Source organism: Millisia brevis NBRC 105863 (assembly GCF_001552615.1).
GTDB lineage: Bacteria > Actinomycetota > Actinomycetes > Mycobacteriales > Mycobacteriaceae > Millisia > Millisia brevis.
The window spans coordinates 100,389-116,884 of the sequence record NZ_BCRN01000012.1 but is presented as its reverse complement, the minus strand read 5'-3'; the positions used below and the strand labels follow the sequence as shown (position 1 = coordinate 116,884).

The following is a 16,496-nucleotide window of genomic DNA, read 5'->3' as shown; positions in this document are numbered from 1 at the left end:
CTCGTGAGGAAAGGACTGTCGCGGGCCCTGGTGCTCGTGCAGGTGGTGGCCCTGGTGGCCGTGGCCGGGGTGGTCGCACTCGCCCTGGTCACCACCTCGAATGCCTTGGCTGCAAGCCCGCCGCCGAGCCCGGCCGCGGTCGATCCGGTCGACGCGGGGGACCTTCCCGTCGACTTCGTCAACGCCCTGCCGACGATCGCCGGCGGCACGTCGACGCCGCGGCTGCCGATCGATCTGCCGGACCCGGCCGTGGCGGGCCGGGCCGTCGACGACCGGCTCGTCTTCGCGCACTACTTTCCGCCGAACCCGATCTCGTTGGACAACGAACCACCGGATTCCGACTACTACGCGCGCAACTACCTCAACCCGCACGGCGAGGAGGACAAGCACGTGCGCGTCGGGGGACTGCAACGCGACCGCCCGTTGCCGCGCGACCCGCTGGCCGACCCGCAGTGGGAGGTCGCCGACCTCGAAACCGAGATCCGCACGGCCAAGGACGCCGGGATCGACGGCTTCAGCCTCAACATCATCACCCTGCGCGAGACCCCGAACTCCCAGTCTCCGGTCGCCGGCAACATGATGACCGCCGCGCAGAACGTCGGCGGCTTCCCGATCATGTTGATGGCCGATATGACCGGGGAACTCGGTGACGTCGACCCGACCCGCTTCGTCGACGAGTTGAGCCGGTACACCGGTTCGCCCGCCGTCTTCCGCCTCGCCGACGGTCGCCTGGTCATCTCGGCGTTCGCCGCCGAGGAACGCGATGTCGACTGGTGGTCGCAGGTGATCGCGATCTTCGCCGAGCGCGGCGAGACCGTCGCCCTGGTACCCACCTTCCTCGACCCGGTCGCGCATATGGACGCGTTCGCGCCGATCAGCTACGCCATGGGCGACTGGGGTGGACGTAACCCGGCGTTCGTCCCGGTCACCGACACCGGGCCGACCAGCGCGGCCGCGCTGATCCGCCGGGCCCACGACCTCGGCGTCCGGTGGATGCAGCCGATCGCGGTCCAGGACGCGCGCCCCCGCATGTCGATCTACGACGAGGCCGCCAATTCGACGACACTGCGGCAGAACTGGCAGGCCGCGGTACAGCAGGATGCGGACTGGGTGCAGATCGTCACCTGGAACGACTACAGCGAGGGCACCCAGATCGCCCCCTCGGTGCACAACGGCTACGCGCTGCTCGATCTGAGCTCGTACTTCCTGTCGGTCTACAAGACCGGGCGGGCCCCGGAGATCCTGCGCGACACCATCTACCTCTCGCATCGCACCCAGTTCCACGACGCCCGGCCGGCGTTCACCAGCGCCGACCCGATGCTGCCGCGCGCCGGCGGTACCCCGTCCCGCGACACGATCGAGGTGCTGGTCTTCGCGACCGCGCCCGCGGTGGTGCGGGTCGACGCCGGCGGCCGACAGTACGAATGTGCCGTCACCGCCGGGGTGGGCACGTGTACGTTCCCGCTGCAGGTCGGGTCGATCGCGGCGACGATGACCCGCGACGATCGGGTGGTCGCGGAGGTGACCTCGCCGTACCCGGTGCAGGAGGTCCCCGCCGTACAGGACCTGCAGTACGTCTTCCGCAGCAGTCGCTCGTCCTGAGCGACCGGGGTCCCCGGAGCCGACCAGTGCCCCGGGTGCCCCGGCCCCGGCTCTATTGACAGGTATTCGGTGCCGGATCGCCGCGGAAACGAGCCTCCAGCCAGGTGGCGGTCTCGCCGCCCGGGTCGAGGTCCGCATGTCCCTGGTCCGGGCGCACGATATGGGCGACGGTGTCGCCGAGGGCGCAGGCCTCGTCGATCGCCCGCTGGACCCACTGCGGTCGGACCGTCCGGTCCTGTCCGCCGTTGATCACCAGCATCGGGCCGCCTGCGGGTCGTTGGGGCAGCGAGATGCGGGCGAGCCACTCGCGCAGGGCTTCCGCCGCCGCGTCGTCGACCGGCCGCGCGTCGGCCGGGTTGACCCGGTTGACCAGTTCGCCGCGGCGCGTCAGGTCCGGTCCGGGGGTACAGGCAAACCAGGCGTCCCGATCCTCGGCGAGCACCCCGCCGAGATAGTCGTCGGGATCGATCTGCGGCTGCGCGACGTGCATCCCCTCGATGATCATGCGCCACAGGACCATCTGCTCGCGCGAGAGGAAGCCCGCCTGTGCCAACGGCAGGATCTCGGACATCGCCGCCGGCGGGGCGAGGGCGACCGCCCCCACGTAGTCGAGGCCCTCGCCGTAACTGTCGGCGAGTTCGCCCGCCGACCAGGCCGCCTGGCCGCCCTGCGAGACCCCGTAGGCGGCCCAGCGTTCGCCGGCCGAGGGGGCGACCGCGCGGGCGGCGCGGACGGCATCGATCACGTTGTAGCCGGAGGTGATCGGTTCGAGGTAGGGATGCTGCGCGGAGTCCCCCGGCGCGGTGAAGCCCAACCCTTGGTAGTCGGGCATCACGATCACGTAGTTCAGGGTCAGCAGCGGGGCGACCGCCCCGGCGTAGCCGAGCAGATCGGGGTACAACGACGGCCCACAGTTGGGGGTGACGCCGGTGGTGCCGTGCGCGAAGGAGACCACCGGGCGGGAGCCGTCGGCGGCCGGGGCGTCCGGGACGAGCACCATCGCGGAGGTCTCGGTTGCGCTGCCGTCGACGCCGGACGTCGACCGATAGACCACCCGGTAGGCACTCGCGCCGGCGGCGGTGATCGACGGGTCGATATCCCAGACCGGCTCGCTCGAGATCAGCGTGCCGCGCCCGGCGACCGCGTCCGCCGACAGCTGCGGCAACGCCGCCGTCTCAGGCGCGGCCGTCCCGGTCGCATCGGTCGACCCCGAGGTGGTGCCGCAGCCGGCCAGCACGGCGACCGCGGCGGCCAGCGCGATCGCCCGGCGTCGATTCGCGGTCCGACGTTCCCGAGACCGGCGGCTCATAGCTCGGTGGAGGACACGCGCGGCGGCGCGCCACCGTCGCTGAGGGCGGGGCGCCGGCGGAAGGCGCGATCGACGGCCCGGGTCAGATGGTGCAGGGTCTCCTCGCGCAGGTCGCGGTGGATCAACGTGTGGTCGCCGTTGTCGAACTCCACGACGGTGAAGCGGTCGGCCCCCGCCCGCGCCCGGCGCAATGCCTGCAGCCCGCGGCCGGCGCGGAAGACGCCGGAATCCTCCGGCGACAACAGCACCGTGACGTGCTCGGACCGGTTGCCCAGGGTGCGCAGCAGCCTCTCGGGGTTGTTGGTCACCCCGAGCGTGCCGAGCGCGGCGAAGGCGCGATAGGGCAGCGCGTCGATCAGGTCCCGGCCCGCGTTGCGCACGGTCCGCAGCACGACGAAGAGCCGATCGGCGGTCGACGATTCCATCGCGTCGAAGTGCGCCCGCCGCAGCGGTACCCGCCGCTTGCGCAACGACCAGATCGCCGTATTGATCATGACGACCTCGCGTGCGCCGCGGGCCGCCCCGACGAAGGCCGAGTTCCACGAACCCGAGCACATCCCGATCAACATCGTGTCGCGCGGAGCGCTCGGCAGCGTCTCGGCGAAGTCGAGCAGGTCGGCGCGGGAGGTCGCCGACGCGAAGGGCGAGTCCTCGTCCGGGGCGACCGTCCCGGTGTCCCCGGTGCCGCGTCGGTCGTAGCGCACCACCTCGACACCGTCTCCGGCCAGGGCGCGAGCGGCGTCTACCCAGAGGCGCGACGGTCCGATGCGATGCTCCGAACCGGTCGCATGCAGCACGATCGTCTCGGGCCGGCGATCGGCCGGCGGCGGGCCGTCGACGCGGGTGGTGATCGTCACCAGATCGTGCGGGCCGCGCCGGCTGATCGTCTCGAGGATGTCCTGCCCTCCGGGGGTGACACCGACGCGGCGGGTCGTCGCCACGTCGAGGCGTACCGCCGCGGCGGGTAGGTCGCGGTGGCGGTCGACGATCCAGGTCGCGAGGGTGTCGATCGAGGCGGTCGGCACGCTGCCGATGAAGCTCGGCGGGTTGACGAAGGCTTCCTGGCGGTCCAACTCGATCGTGTCGGTGGGGACCTCATCGGTCAGCTCCCGCACCCACCGGCCGCCGGCATCGCCGATCCGTACCGCGCAGAGGACCCGCGGCGGCTGCCCGGGATCGATCGGCTCGACGGCCTTGCGGACCCAGGACGGATCGATCGACAGCGCCGACAGTCCGGTGACCGCATCGGGATGCCAGACGGCGCCGGTGATCGAGACCCGCGGGTCGACCGGGTCGTCCTCGCCGACCGTCATCCGGTACAGCGCCGTCTGCTCGCGCACATAGCGCCGGCCTGCCGCCACCGGATCCCACAACACGACCGACCGCAGCGGCCCCAGATGCGTCAGGGCCGCGGAGGCCAACAGCGCGCCCGCGCGCAGTCCGACCAGCGTGACCTCACCGGCGCCGGTGGAGCGGGCGTAGTCGACCGCCGACCGGATGCCGTCGAGCCAGCCGGACAGGGCCGCGGGATCGTCCTGCGGGCCGGCGGAGTCGCCGAGGCCCGGGTAGTCGAAGCGCACGGCCAGCAGGCCGGCGTCCGCGACCCGCTCGGCGAGCTGACGAACCCCGCGGTAGGTGGTGACGTGCTCGCGGCCGAGCGGACCACAGATCACCACCGCGCCGCGGGCGGTCCCGTCGGCGGGGCGATGGATCGACGCGAAGATCGGGCGGTCGGCGGGCCCGATCCAGGTTTCGACGCTCGCGGCCGCGACCGTGGCGGTCTCGGTCCGATTGTTGTCGACGATTTCGGTGCTCACGGGGCTCGTATGTCGCCCTGCGCCCGTGTCCTGCCCTGACATGCTGTCCATACCCTTCGGGCGGCGGTTTCCCGCGCCGTGGTCGTACTGCGCCCACCGGGTCACCGGGGCGACGTCCTGTGGATGGTGTCGCCCGGGAGGTACCCGTTCGGTTTATCGCCGCGGGCCGGTCGGTGTTTCCACTATCCGGCACCGACGGTGGTCACCCGTTCGGGTTTCGGTCATCGCCCTGCTGTGGTTGCTTCTACTTCACCACAGACCTGCATGTACTCTGCATCCAGGCCATCGGACCGCACCGGGTCTCGGGATCGGGGCGGCCGACGTGTGAATACCGGCATACGGTAGGGTTTTGATCAAATATCGTACCGTATGTGGGGTATAGTGGTCACGATTCGAGCGGAGCGCCCGACAACGGCTTCCAGGCGACAGGCGGAGGAATTCGAGCGATGACTGCTGTATTCGGCGTCTCGATCGGAACGACCGTATTGCGCATGGCACGGACCTCTGTGTCGCGGGTCGGCGCAGGCGGGGCGTTGACGTTCGACAAGCGCGAAATCGACGCGGTGGGCCAGGTCCCGGCCACGTTGATCGGCCGCGCGGTGTCGAGCGTCACCGAGGGGCAGGTTCCCGCGCCGCGGGTCGCGGTCACCCACGCGGTGGCGGACGATGTCGGCACGGTGTTGTCCGAGGTCGACCCGAAGGTGCTGCCCTCGGTGATCCCGGTCCTCGATACGGTCGCGTCCGCGGAGTTCGTCCGCGCATCCAATCTGACCTCCGATATGCCCGGCGCGGTGGTCGTCTTCGACCTGGGGGCCTCCGGCCTGACCCTGAGCCTGGTGGAGATTCCCTCGGCGAATGTGCTGGGGTCGAGTCGCACCACCGAGATCAGCGGCAACGCTTTCGACGGCCTGGTGCTCGACCATCTGGTGGCCGAGGGCATCCTGCAGCGACCCGAGACCCCCGAGGCCGCGGCCGAGGTGGCCCGGTTCTGCCGTGGGGTCAAGGAGTCGCTGTCGACGTCGACCAAGGCGCAGACCCCCGGCGGCGGGATCCTGTTGATGACCAGGGATCAGCTGGTCGCAGCGATGGATCCGGTGCTCGAGCGGGCGGCGGATCTGGTCGGTGAACTTGGTGCGGCGAACGAGCGCACGATCGACCGGATCGTATTGATCGGCGGCGGTGCGTACGTCCCGAGCGTGCAGACCGTTCTGGCCGGCCGCCTGAGCCTGCCGGTGGTCGTCCCGGACGAGCCGGAGATGGTGGTCGCAAAGGGCGCTGCGTTGATCGCCGGTGGCTTCGGGCATACGGAGGCCGAGGATGTGGTGGCGCCGGAGTCGCCACCGGAACCACCGGATGAGGACGAGCCGGTCTTCGACATGGTGGGCGCGGAGGAAAAAGACCGCGCCGAAAAGTCAGCGGCTGAGAAGGCTGCCGCTGAAGATCTTGCCGATACCCCCGAACATGTCGCCGGTGCGGCGGCGGTTGCCGCTGCGGCGGTAGCGGGAGGTATCGGTTCCGACGAGTCGACCCCGGCGGCGGATTCCGCCGAGGATGGCCCGGCGGAGGTTTCCGACGTCGAGGATTCCGCATCCGACGAGACCGTCGCGGACTCGCCCGACGCTGCGTGGTCGACCGTGGCCGAGGAGGCCGGCGTCGAGGCGGAGTCGGAGTCCGCCGAGCCCACCAGTTTGGGCGATGTCGTCCAGGTGCCGGCCGAGCTCGCCGACGAGACCGCCCCGACGGTCGAGCCGACCGCCGAGTTCGACGGCGCCGCCGAAGCCGTGGAAGTCGAGACCGAAGACACGGCCGTGATCGAGGACGAGCCGGCGCCGGGCGCCGACGGTGTCGACGGCGCCGAGCGGGACGCCGCCGATGCTGCTGACCTGGTCGAGGAAGTTGCCGAGGACGGCGCTGCCGATGGCACGGTGGACGAGGCCGTGCAGGACGTCGAGGAGTCGGTAGCCGAGCAGTCGGTAGTCGATCGGGCCGCGGATGCCGACGCGGCGACCGAGGGCGACGGGACGTCGGAGATCCCCGGCGAGGATTCCGGCGCCGAGGCCGCCGTCGATGAGCAGACCGATGCCACCGGGGCCGCGGAAGCCGCCGAGACCGTTGCCGAGGCCGCCACCCCGGCCGAGACCGCCGAGGTGACGCCGGCCGGCGCCGCCGCCGAGACCACTCCCGCCGATCCGGACGCGCCCGACGGCGCGGAGGCGACTGTCGACGTCGATCCGACTGTCGACGCAGATCCGACCGATGACACGGCAGCCACCACCGGCGAGCTGCCCGACGCGGAAACGGCGAGCACCGACGCCGGCGAGGAAGACTCCGGAGCGGCGGGCTATGTGACCCCCGCGGCGGTCGGAGTGGCCACCGCGGCCGGGGTCGCCGCCGCCGAACAGCGTCCCGATACCGACCTGACCGGCATCCACCCGCTCACCTCCGCCCGGGTCGACACCGCAGCCGACTTGGCGGCGGAGACCTCCGGGGACGCCTCGGCGCGATCGGTCGACGGCGCCGGGGTGGGGCCGGAGTCCGCGGCCACCCGGGTGGCGGGCCCTCCCGGCGACGAGCCGACCATCGAGGTGCCCGCGGCGATGACGCGCGCGGTGGGACGGGGTATCGACGGCCCGACCGAGCCGATCGGACCGGACGTTCGCCCGAACCTCAGCGCGGTTGCCGCCGCGGTCCGGCAGATCGATGATCGCGGGGCCGTCGACGCCGCCGGTGTCTCGGATTACTACGCGCCGCTGGCGGACCCGGTGACGGGTCGTTCCGGCAACGGGCAGCTGCTCGCCGATCCGCAGACCGCGACCGCATCGGACACCGACCCGGTCGCATCGGACGCCGAGGCGGGCAAGCCGATCGCCGGCGCACAGTCCCGCGCCGCCCGCATCAAGGCGCGGTTGCCCATGATCGCCGGACTGGTCGCCAGCGCGCTGGCCGTCGGGTCCGTCGTGTTGTGGGGGCTGTCCGACCCGGACTTCGGGGCCAGTGGCGACCGTTTCGCCACCGACACCGAAATCGGCGTCACCCTGGTGGACGGCGGGGCCTACGGGGTGGCGGCAGTAACGCTCGAACCGGAATTCGCGACCCTCTAAGAGGGTGGGGTTCGATTCTCGTAGAACACAATCGGAAGTAGTCGATGGTATTCGCACAGGCCACAGCGATCACCGGTGCCGGACCGATCGGACCCCGGACGGTCGACGTCCACCCGGAGACGTTCCGCCCCCACCCGATTCACGCGACGGAACGCATCTGGTCGGAGACCAACTGCTACGTCGACCTGTGGGTCGAACTGATCCACGTCCTCGGCGCCGATCCCCGGCCGGCCATGGCATCGGTGCTCGACGCCGGTTTCGACGGACTCCAGTGGTCGTTCGTCAAGCCGCAATCGGAGGACCTGCGGAATCTCTACGGCATCCGGGTCGACGAGATGAACGTGTGGAAGCCGTTCCACGAGCACCTGATCGAGAATCTGACCCACGGCCGGCTGTCGACTGTCGAGGTCGACTCGCATTGGCTGCCCGATACCGCGGGCACCACCTACCGGTCCGGCCACGGCAAGACGACGATCGTTCCGCTGACGATCGACCCGTCGCTGCGCACGATGACCTACCTGCACAACGCCGGGTGCTACGAGGTGTCCGGTGAGGACTTCGACGGCAGCCTCGGTATCGGCGAGCGGGCCCCGCTGCTGCCGCCCTACCTCGAGCAGATCGCGGTCGACGTCGACCGCCTCGACGCCGGTCCCGCGGTCGACGACCGCGATATCCGCAGCATCGCCGAGCATTTCGCCCGCCGGCCCGCGGGCAACCCGGCAGCCGATCTCGGCCGCCGAGTCGTCGCCGACATCGAATGGGTGCAGTCCGCCGGGCCGGACGCCTTCCATCTGTGGTCCTTCGGCACCTTCCGACAGCTCGGCGCCACCGCCGAGATCGCCGCCGATGTCGCCGGATACCTCGTCGACCGCGGGATCGGTGACGCCGCCGCCGCGGTCGAGCCGTTCCTCGCCGTGGCGACCGCCGCCAAGTCCGGCCAATTCCGCATGGCGCGCGCCGCGCGCGGCCGGGCGGTCGACCTGACCGAAACGGTCGACGCGATGAGCGGCGGCTGGGCCGCGGCCGTCGACGCCCTCGACGCGGCTCTGTGACCACAACCGGCGAAGCCCGATCGTCCACCGGCATCGTCGACCACCTCGCCGGCGCCGGCTGGGCGGTCTTCCGGGAGAACGACAACCGGCCCGGAACGATCGCCGATCCCGGTTCATCCGTCGCCGCCGCGGTCTCTCTGCCGACCACCGTCGCCGCCGTGATGCGCGATATCGACGGCGACGAGGCTGCCCGCTCGCGCGACTACGACGCCGACACCTGGTGGTTTCGCACCACCGTCGAGGTGCCCACCGATACCGATCTGGTGCTGGAATGCGCCGGCCTGGCGACGATCTGCGAGGTCTGGGCGGGCGGGACGGTGATCGCCGAGAGCGAGTCGATGTTCGTCCCGCTGCGAGCGACGCTGCGCTCCGAGACCGGGCGCATCACCCTCGCGCTGCGATTCCGTTCCCTCACCGCCCATCTGGCGCGCCGCCGCCCGCGCGGCCGGTGGCGCTCATCGATGATCGCCGCGCAGGGACTGCGCTGGGTGCGCACCACGATGCTCGGCCGCGCGCCCGTCTACAACGGGGTGCCGGCCCCGGTCGGCCCCTGGCGACCGATCACCCTGACGGCGGCCGGCGCCCGCCCGCAACCGAGCCTGCGCGGCGGATGGCAGGACGGGGCCGCGACCCTGGGGGTACGCCTGAATACCGATGCCGGAGCGGAGATCACCGTCGAGGTCGCCGGAACGACCGTCACCGCCCGCGCCGATCCCGAGGGGCAGCTCGACACCACCATCGCCGTACCGGGCGTGCGCCCGTGGTGGCCGCATACCCACGGTGACCCGGTGCGCTATCCGGTGCGGATCACCGATACCGACGGCAGCAGCGACCATCTCGTCGGCTTCCGCGACATCACCGTCGACCGGTCCACCGGCGGATTCACCCTCGCCGTCAACGGGATACCCACCTTCTGCCGCGGCGCCTGCTGGGTGCCGGTCGACCCGATCGGATTCGGCGACGCCGGTGTGCGCGACCTGCTCGAACAGGTGGCCGCCGCCGGCGCGAACATGGTCCGCGTCGTCGGCACCATGGTCTACGAGACCCCCGAGTTCTACGACATCTGCAGCGAATTGGGCCTGCTCGTCTGGCAGGACCTCATGATCGGCACGATCGACCCACCGACCGACGAGGCCTTCACCGCGCTGCTGCGCGCCGAACTCGACGCCTTCCTCGGCGACAACGGCCATCAGGCATCGCTCGCGGTGATCAGTGGGGGCAGCGAGACCGACCAGCAGCCCACCATGCTCGGCCTGTCCGCCGACGAGTACCGGATGCCCTTCTCCGACAGCGAGCTTCCGCGGATCCTCGACCGCGAGGGACTGTCGGTCGGCTGCGTGCCGTCCAGCCCGTCCGGGGGAGACCTCGCCACCCACGAGGGTTCCGGTGTCGCGCACTACTTCGGAGTGGGCGGCTATCTGCGACCCCTCGACGACGTGCGCGCCGCCGGGGTGCGGTTCGCCGCCGAATGTCTGGCCTTCGCGATCCCGCCCGAACGCCGTTCGGTCGACGCGCTGTTCGGCTCGGCGAACCCGGCCGGACACGACCCGGCATGGAAGCGCGGCGTCCCCCGCGACCGCGGCTCCTCCTGGGATTTCGAGGACGTGCGCGATCACTATGTGCGCACCCTCTTCGGTGTCGAACCGTCGCTGGTGCGTCGCGACGACCCCGAGTACTACCTCGACCTGGGTCGTGCAGCGATCTGCGAGGCGGTTACCGCCACCTACTCCTATTGGCGGGGAGCCGATTCCGGATGCGACGGCGCGTTGGTGCTCAGCCTGCGCGATACCGCGCCCGGCGCCGGCTGGGGCCTGGTGGACGCCCTCGGGGTGCCGAAGGCGCCGTGGTATCCGTGGGCGCGCGCGGCGGCGCCGGTGGCGATCCTGCTCGACGACCGCGGCCTCGACGGGCTGCGGATCACCGTCCCGAACGATCGGCCGATACCGCTGTCCGGGCGCCTGACGGTCGAACTGCACACCGCGGCAGGGCTCGTACCGGTCGAGGGCGCGGTCGACATCGTCGTACCCGCGCACGGCCGCTGGACCGGCGGCGTCGACGGGGTCCTCGGCCGGTTCACCGATGCCACGCACGCGCACCGCTTCGGTCGGCGCGGCTACGAGGCGATCGTGGTGCGGGTGCTCGACTCGGCCGCCGACGTCGAGGTGGCTCGGGCGGTGCACCTGGTGGCCGGCCCGCGACTACCTCTGCAGAATTCGATCGGACTGTCGGCGCGGTGCACACCGGACGGCGACGGCTGGAATCTGCGGATCGCGACCGCAGATGTCGCCCAGTACGTCGTGATCGACTGTGCCGGAGCGCAACCCGCGGACAACTGGTTCCACCTGGCGCCGGGCACCCATCGGGATGTCCCGCTGCGGTCGGCGGCGGCCGGGCGGAAGCCGAGCGGACGGGTGCGGGCGTTGAACGCGGTGGCCTCCGCGACGATAGAGGTGGTGGACGCACCGGAGTAACCGGGGTCTACCACCTCGATCGAGCGTTGGATAACGACCGCTGCCGGGCCCGAGGTCGCGCCCGCCGATGCCCCTGCGCCCGGTTCGGTATACGACCAGCGCCCGAGGGTGGTCGGCTACGCCCGCAGGTGCGCCGGCCAGGTACGCGGCCGGGTGCCGTAGCGGCGGATCATGCCCAGTGCGATGCGCTCCATGCCGAATCCGACACAGGCGCTGTGCGCGGTGGAGCCGTCGACCGTGCGGATATCGAAGGTGTCCCCGAAATGATCGCGATGGTTGTTCGCCGAGACGACCGCGGTGCCGTCGTCCAGGTCACCGTAGAGGCGCACGACCAGCTCGGTCTTGAGGTTCTCGTTGCGCTGGTTGGCGGCGAGCATGCGGCCCGCCCGACCGAAGAACGGATCGTTGGCGATCACCGCCTCCGCCTCGAGGCCGAGGTCGGCCAGGACCGACAGGCCGCGCTCCTCCCAGGCGCTGCGATGGTCGATCGCCGCCTGCTCGGTGCCGACCCGCACATATTCGTGCATTCGGAAGGCCTGCATGCGTGCCGGATCCACCGCCGGCTCGTGCCGGAAGCAGTAGCCGAAGATGTCCATCAGCACGCCGTCGGCGGGCAGCGTTCCGGTCAGCCGGGCGTAGCTCGGGTGGCACGCCGCGGAGACCAGCATCGTGCCCGCGGGCGACAGGAAGTGGTTCCAATCGCGTCCGGCGGAGCGCTCGGCCAGCAACTGGGCGTGGGCCTTGTTGTCGCCGGTGAAGGTGGTGATCGCACCGGTCAGGTTCGGGAAGGAGGCGAGGTAGTCGGTCCGCTCGAAGGCGTCGACCGGGAACACCGGTGGGAACCGCAGCACCTGCGCCGAGGTGCCGTGGGCGGCCGCGCCGGCCGCTTCCACCTTCGCATCGATCAGATCGATGATGGACTCGAAATCGCCGGAGCGACCGTACAATCCGTCGACCGAGGTCGGGATCAGCAGTTCGGCGGCGACCAGTTCGTCCCGGAACCGGGCGCGTTCGGTCTGCAGATCCGCCACCGCGTGGGCGGCCGACTCGGCGCCGACCGAGGACGCGTCGACCGCGGTCATCGGTCGCCCTTGTAGATCAGACCGAGCTGGGCGTTGTGGGCGAGGATGCGCTCATTGCTCACCATGATCTGCGAGCCGTGCGCGTCGCGCAGGTGTCGCCCGATGCTCAGGTCGCTGTCGTCGCGATAGCCGGCGATCCCGCAGATCACCATGGCCCGCCCGACGATCTCGACCACCAATTCCGATGCGGTGACCTTGACGTTGTTCGCGTGGATCGCGAAGCCGATCGAGTCCAGGCGCGCCGGGTTGTCGGCATTGTCGTCGAAATCCGCCGCTGCGGAACGAACGGTGTCGACCAGACGGTCGTGGATCACCGACAGCTCCGCCAACCGCAGTGCCGCCGGCGGAGTCGTCCCCGGATTGCGGCGGGCCTGCTGACGAACCGCCTTGCGCGCCTTGGCAACCGCGGCGTCGGCGATACCCGACCAGGCCGCCGCCCAGAGCACGTGCGCGGTCGGCAGCATGCTGCGCGCCGAGATCGTCGAGTAGGGGACCGGCAGCACCCAGTCCGCCGAGCCCTGCGCCTTCAGCAGGAACCCCGGGCTGCAGGTGCCGCGGAAACCGAGGGTATCCCAGGCGCCGGTCTGCTCGAGCTCGAGCCGATCGCTCGGGCACAGCACCAATACCTGGTCGCCCTGATTGCTTTCCGGGGAGCGGCGGGCGGTCACCAGGATCGCGTCCGCGTAGGCGCCGTAGGAGATCACCGGCGCATTCTTGGAGAGGGTGAACTGCGAGCCCTCGTACGTCACCGCGCAGGAGCTCGATCGCACGTCGCCACCGATGCCGATCTCGGTGGTCGCCGAGGCCAGCAGCAGGCCCTCGGTCGCCACCCGCTCGACGAACGCGGCGATCGCGGGCGACGACAGGCCGTGCCGCGTCAACGACAGCAGCTGGGTCTGGTGCATCGCGTAGATCATCGCGGTGGACGCACATTCGGCGCCCAGGGCGCGGGTGATGGCGGCCAGTCGGGTCAGCGAGGCGCCGGAGCCGCCCAGATCGGTGGGGATCGGCGCGGCGAGCAGGCCGAGTTCCCGTAGTGCGGCTATCGCTTCGGCGGGAAAGCGTGCGGCGCGGTCCACATCGGACGCGTGCGTACGCACCACATCGAGGACGGCGTCGGGTACCGGTGGGCCCCCGGTCAGATCCTGTGTCGGCGACTGGACGGTCGGCATCGCTCAGACCAACTCGGTGATCGCCGCGGAGATGGCGGCGATCGAGGAGAAGGTGGACTTCTGCAGCAGTCGGTCGGGGAACTCGATGTCGAACTCGTCCTCGAGACCGATCATGACGTTGACGCTCGCATGGGAGGTCAGACCCTTGTCGTACAGGTCATCGTCCTCACCGATCGAGTCGACGGTGATGGGGAGCTTCCCGTAACGCCCGATGATGTCTCGGATCCGGTCCAGGTCGGTGGTCATCTGCACGCTCACGTCTTCCTCCATCCACGCTCACTCGCTGTCGAGTCCGACGCTCGAAACTCGACGCGATCGGCGTCTTCGCTTTGGTTCGCAAACGGTCGTTTACACAACCGAGCGGTATGCCAAGTACATCGAAACCGAAGTAAAAAATGTTTCAGCTCGCTGGACGAGCATCCGTCACGTTACCGTACCGAGAATGGTAACGAGAGAGCGGCCGACCGGGGATGACCTGGACAGACGTTAGATCGCGAACGCATAACAAAAGGATCGCCAATGCGCGACGGTAAAGTCACAAACGCGTGTATCGGTGGGGTCTGTTTCAGTGTCGTGCGGCATGTCGGCCGGCGGCACGGCCCGGCGGGCGCGCGAGCATCGCGGCAATTCCCGTGGTGAGCGGGACCGACAGGGTCAGGGCGATGCCACCGACCGCCGAACGGGCGATTTCGGTCGCGATCGCGTCACCGGTCAACAGGTCACCCAGCGGCCGTCCCGCGACGCTCAACAACAGCAGCAGCGGCAGCGCGCCACCGGCGTAGGCGAGCATCAGGGTGTAGACCGTCGACGCGATGTGGTCGCGCCCGACCCGCATCGCCCCCCGGAAGAGGTCGAGACGGCTCGCGTCGGGATTGGCCGCCGCCAGTTCGAACGTCGCCGAGGCTTGGGTGATCGTCACGTCGTTGAGCACGCCGAGCGAGCCGATGATGAAGCCTGCGAGCAACAATCCGATGATCGACACGTGCTCGAGGTAGGTCTGGATATTGGTGTTCTGCTCCTCGGACAGGCCGGTGACACCGGTCCCGTCGATCACCATCACCGAGCCGATCGCGGCGACCACCATCGACGTCAGCGTCCCCAGCAGCGCAGCACTGGTCCGCAGATTGACGCCGTGCGCCAGGTACAACACCGCGTACAGGATGAGTGAACCGCCCACCAGCGCAACGGGTACCGGCGGTTTGTCGTCCAGCAACGCGGGCAGGATGAATACGACGATCACCCCGAACGCCAGGGTCAGGCCGATCAGCGCGCGCAGGCCGCGCAGTCCGGCGACCACGACGATGACGATCACGAAGATCGCGACCACCAGCAGCAGCGATCCGGTGCGTTGGAAGTCGTCGAACCCGTAGATCGCCGAGCCGGAGGTGTCGATGCCGCGGATGAGGCGAATCTTGTCGCCGGGCTGGAGATCCGGCTGACCGGGGCCCGGTGAGACCTCGAGGAGGGTCCGGTTGCCGGCGTTGGGGCCGGAGTCGATCGACACCACGAAGCTCGGGCATTCGTATCCGCCGGCGGGCGCGGCCAGCGGGGCATCGCTGAAGACGCGACCGGCGGAGGGGCTGGGGCACAGACCCGGGTTCTGTTCGAGGACGGTGCCGTTCACCGACTGCACGGCACTGCCGTCGGCCGACTGGAAGGGTGTGGGCACGTCGACGCTCACGCGGTCCGGCCAGAGCACGAACAGGCCGATCAGCGAGGCGATGCCGATCACGGTCAGCAGGCCGATCACCACGCGCGCGGCGACCGGTCCGATCGGGATCGGGCCGTGCCCGTGACTGTGGCTGTGCCCGTGGCCGTGGTGGGTCACCAACTCCGGCCCCGTGCGTCGGGCCCGTCGGCCGGCGCGCCCCGTCGGGGTGCCCGTCGGCGCCGCGCTCGTGGCGTTCGCCGCAGGATCGGGGGAGGCTCCGACAGCGGGAGCGGCGGTGGAATCGGGAGCGGCAGCGCGACCGGCAGTGGCAGCGCGACCGGCAGTGGCAGCGCGACCGGCAGTGGCAGCGGGAGTGGCGGCAGCGCGACCCGCAGCGGCAGCGCGACCGGCAGTGGGAGCCGGGCCGGCGGTGGGGGCGGGACCGGAGGCGGCGCCGCGGGCCACGGGACCTGCGGCGGGACCGGGAGTATCGCCCGGGTCGCCGTAGCCGGTTCGGTACGGATCGGCCGGAGCGGCGCCGTACGGGTCTCGAAACGGCCCCGTGGGAGGGCCACCTGGAATCGGATCGAAGCGATCCCGGCGGTCGGGATCCTGCGGTTGCTCGGATGGTGTGTCGTGGGCCCGCGCGCGCCGCGGCGGATACGGAACGCCTGCGGGGTGAGGTTCGGAGAGGCTCCACCCGCTGTCGGCGCCGGCGGCATCGCGGCCGCGGTACGAGTCCTCGGCGCCGTATCGGACACCCCCGTCGTACGGGTCGGGGTCGTACGGATCGGGGCGGTACGGGTCGGAGTTGTATGGCCCGGCGTCGTACGGATCGGGGCGGTACGGGTCGGAGTTGTATGGCCCGGCGCCGTACGGCTCGGGGGCGCTCCGGGAACCACCGGGGCCGCTCGATGGTGCGCGGGTGCCGTAGGGCGTCTGTCGTGGCGCGTACGACCCATCCGGGGGCCGGTGATCCGGCCCGGTCGATCGGTCGGAGGGTGGTGTGGGTCGGCGCGGCGCACCGCGCTCGGAAGCCGGCGGCGCGGGTTGATCGTCCTGGCGATGTGTGGCGCTCGACTCCGGACCGTCCGGTCGGCGGTGGCGGGGTTCTGATGGCCCGGAAGAGGTCACGGGTTCCAGAGTAGGTTTCGCGAAGGCGGTGGCGGGGAAGCAGGGGGGGTTCGTCCCCCGCCACCTTCCAGCCAACCCTGGGGGGATGGGCGGCTGGCGCCTTCG

At 70.7% G+C, this 16,496-nt stretch carries 10 protein-coding genes; 4 read left to right on the top strand and 6 right to left on the bottom strand.

Annotated elements, in window-relative coordinates; translation table 11 throughout:
- Positions 1–3: 3 nt before the first annotated feature.
- On the top strand, positions 4–1,602 hold the full coding sequence (locus MB1_RS16820) for a glycoside hydrolase family 71 protein (protein WP_084352012.1): 1,599 nt from the start codon (positions 4–6) through the stop codon (positions 1,600–1,602).
- Positions 1,603–1,654: 52 nt separating this feature from the next.
- Here MB1_RS16820 and MB1_RS16815 read toward each other — a convergent pair whose 3' ends face one another.
- Together MB1_RS16815 and MB1_RS16810 are read right to left on the bottom strand one after the other, a co-directional pair.
- Positions 1,655–2,911, bottom strand: a complete 1,257-nt coding sequence (locus MB1_RS16815; protein WP_066909801.1) for an alpha/beta hydrolase family protein — start codon at positions 2,909–2,911, stop codon at positions 1,655–1,657.
- Entirely contained in the window at positions 2,908–4,728 is a 1,821-nt protein-coding gene (locus MB1_RS16810) for an alpha/beta hydrolase family protein (RefSeq protein WP_066909798.1), read from the bottom strand. Before MB1_RS16810 ends, MB1_RS16815 begins: the two co-directional genes overlap by 4 nt.
- A gap of 491 nt (positions 4,729–5,219) precedes the next feature.
- Between MB1_RS16810 and MB1_RS16805 the strand changes: the two genes are divergently transcribed.
- Genes MB1_RS16805 through MB1_RS16795 form a run of 3 tightly spaced genes read left to right on the top strand, consistent with a single transcriptional unit; the run spans position 5,220 to position 11,352 of the window.
- On the top strand, positions 5,220–7,829 hold the full coding sequence (locus tag MB1_RS16805; RefSeq protein ID WP_169801684.1) for an Hsp70 family protein: 2,610 nt from the start codon (positions 5,220–5,222) through the stop codon (positions 7,827–7,829).
- 44 nt (positions 7,830–7,873) lie between these two features.
- Positions 7,874–8,881: a DUF1839 family protein gene (locus tag MB1_RS16800; RefSeq protein ID WP_066909792.1), complete on the top strand. Its 1,008-nt coding sequence runs from the start codon at positions 7,874–7,876 to the stop codon at positions 8,879–8,881.
- Positions 8,878–11,352: a glycosyl hydrolase 2 galactose-binding domain-containing protein gene (locus tag MB1_RS16795; RefSeq protein WP_066909789.1), complete on the top strand. Its 2,475-nt coding sequence runs from the start codon at positions 8,878–8,880 to the stop codon at positions 11,350–11,352. Before MB1_RS16800 ends, MB1_RS16795 begins: the two co-directional genes overlap by 4 nt.
- A 116-nt stretch (positions 11,353–11,468) precedes the next feature.
- Here MB1_RS16795 and MB1_RS16790 read toward each other — a convergent pair whose 3' ends face one another.
- The 4 genes from MB1_RS16790 to MB1_RS16775 all read right to left on the bottom strand — a co-directional run bounded on the left by MB1_RS16790 (position 11,469) and on the right by MB1_RS16775 (position 15,437).
- Positions 11,469–12,434 (bottom strand): amino acid--[acyl-carrier-protein] ligase, encoded by a 966-nt coding sequence (locus MB1_RS16790; protein ID WP_066909786.1) that lies wholly within the window; start codon positions 12,432–12,434, stop codon positions 11,469–11,471.
- Entirely contained in the window at positions 12,431–13,606 is a 1,176-nt protein-coding gene (locus MB1_RS16785; RefSeq protein ID WP_066909783.1) for an acyl-CoA dehydrogenase family protein, read from the bottom strand. Before MB1_RS16785 ends, MB1_RS16790 begins: the two co-directional genes overlap by 4 nt.
- A gap of 3 nt (positions 13,607–13,609) precedes the next feature.
- Entirely contained in the window at positions 13,610–13,852 is a 243-nt protein-coding gene (locus MB1_RS16780) for an acyl carrier protein (RefSeq protein WP_066909985.1), read from the bottom strand.
- A gap of 319 nt (positions 13,853–14,171) precedes the next feature.
- Entirely contained in the window at positions 14,172–15,437 is a 1,266-nt protein-coding gene (locus MB1_RS16775) for a YibE/F family protein (RefSeq protein WP_174531975.1), read from the bottom strand.
- Positions 15,438–16,496 lie beyond the last annotated feature (1,059 nt).

Coding starts and splice junctions, on each gene's coding strand:
- MB1_RS16815 (WP_066909801.1), bottom strand. CDS start 2,911: ATGAGCCGCCGGTCTCGGGAACGTCGGACCGCGAATCGACGCCGGGCG.
- MB1_RS16805 (WP_169801684.1), top strand. CDS start 5,220: ATGGCACGGACCTCTGTGTCGCGGGTCGGCGCAGGCGGGGCGTTGACG.
- MB1_RS16800 (WP_066909792.1), top strand. CDS start 7,874: ATGGTATTCGCACAGGCCACAGCGATCACCGGTGCCGGACCGATCGGA.
- MB1_RS16790 (WP_066909786.1), bottom strand. CDS start 12,434: ATGACCGCGGTCGACGCGTCCTCGGTCGGCGCCGAGTCGGCCGCCCAC.
- MB1_RS16785 (WP_066909783.1), bottom strand. CDS start 13,606: ATGCCGACCGTCCAGTCGCCGACACAGGATCTGACCGGGGGCCCACCG.
- MB1_RS16780 (WP_066909985.1), bottom strand. CDS start 13,852: ATGACCACCGACCTGGACCGGATCCGAGACATCATCGGGCGTTACGGG.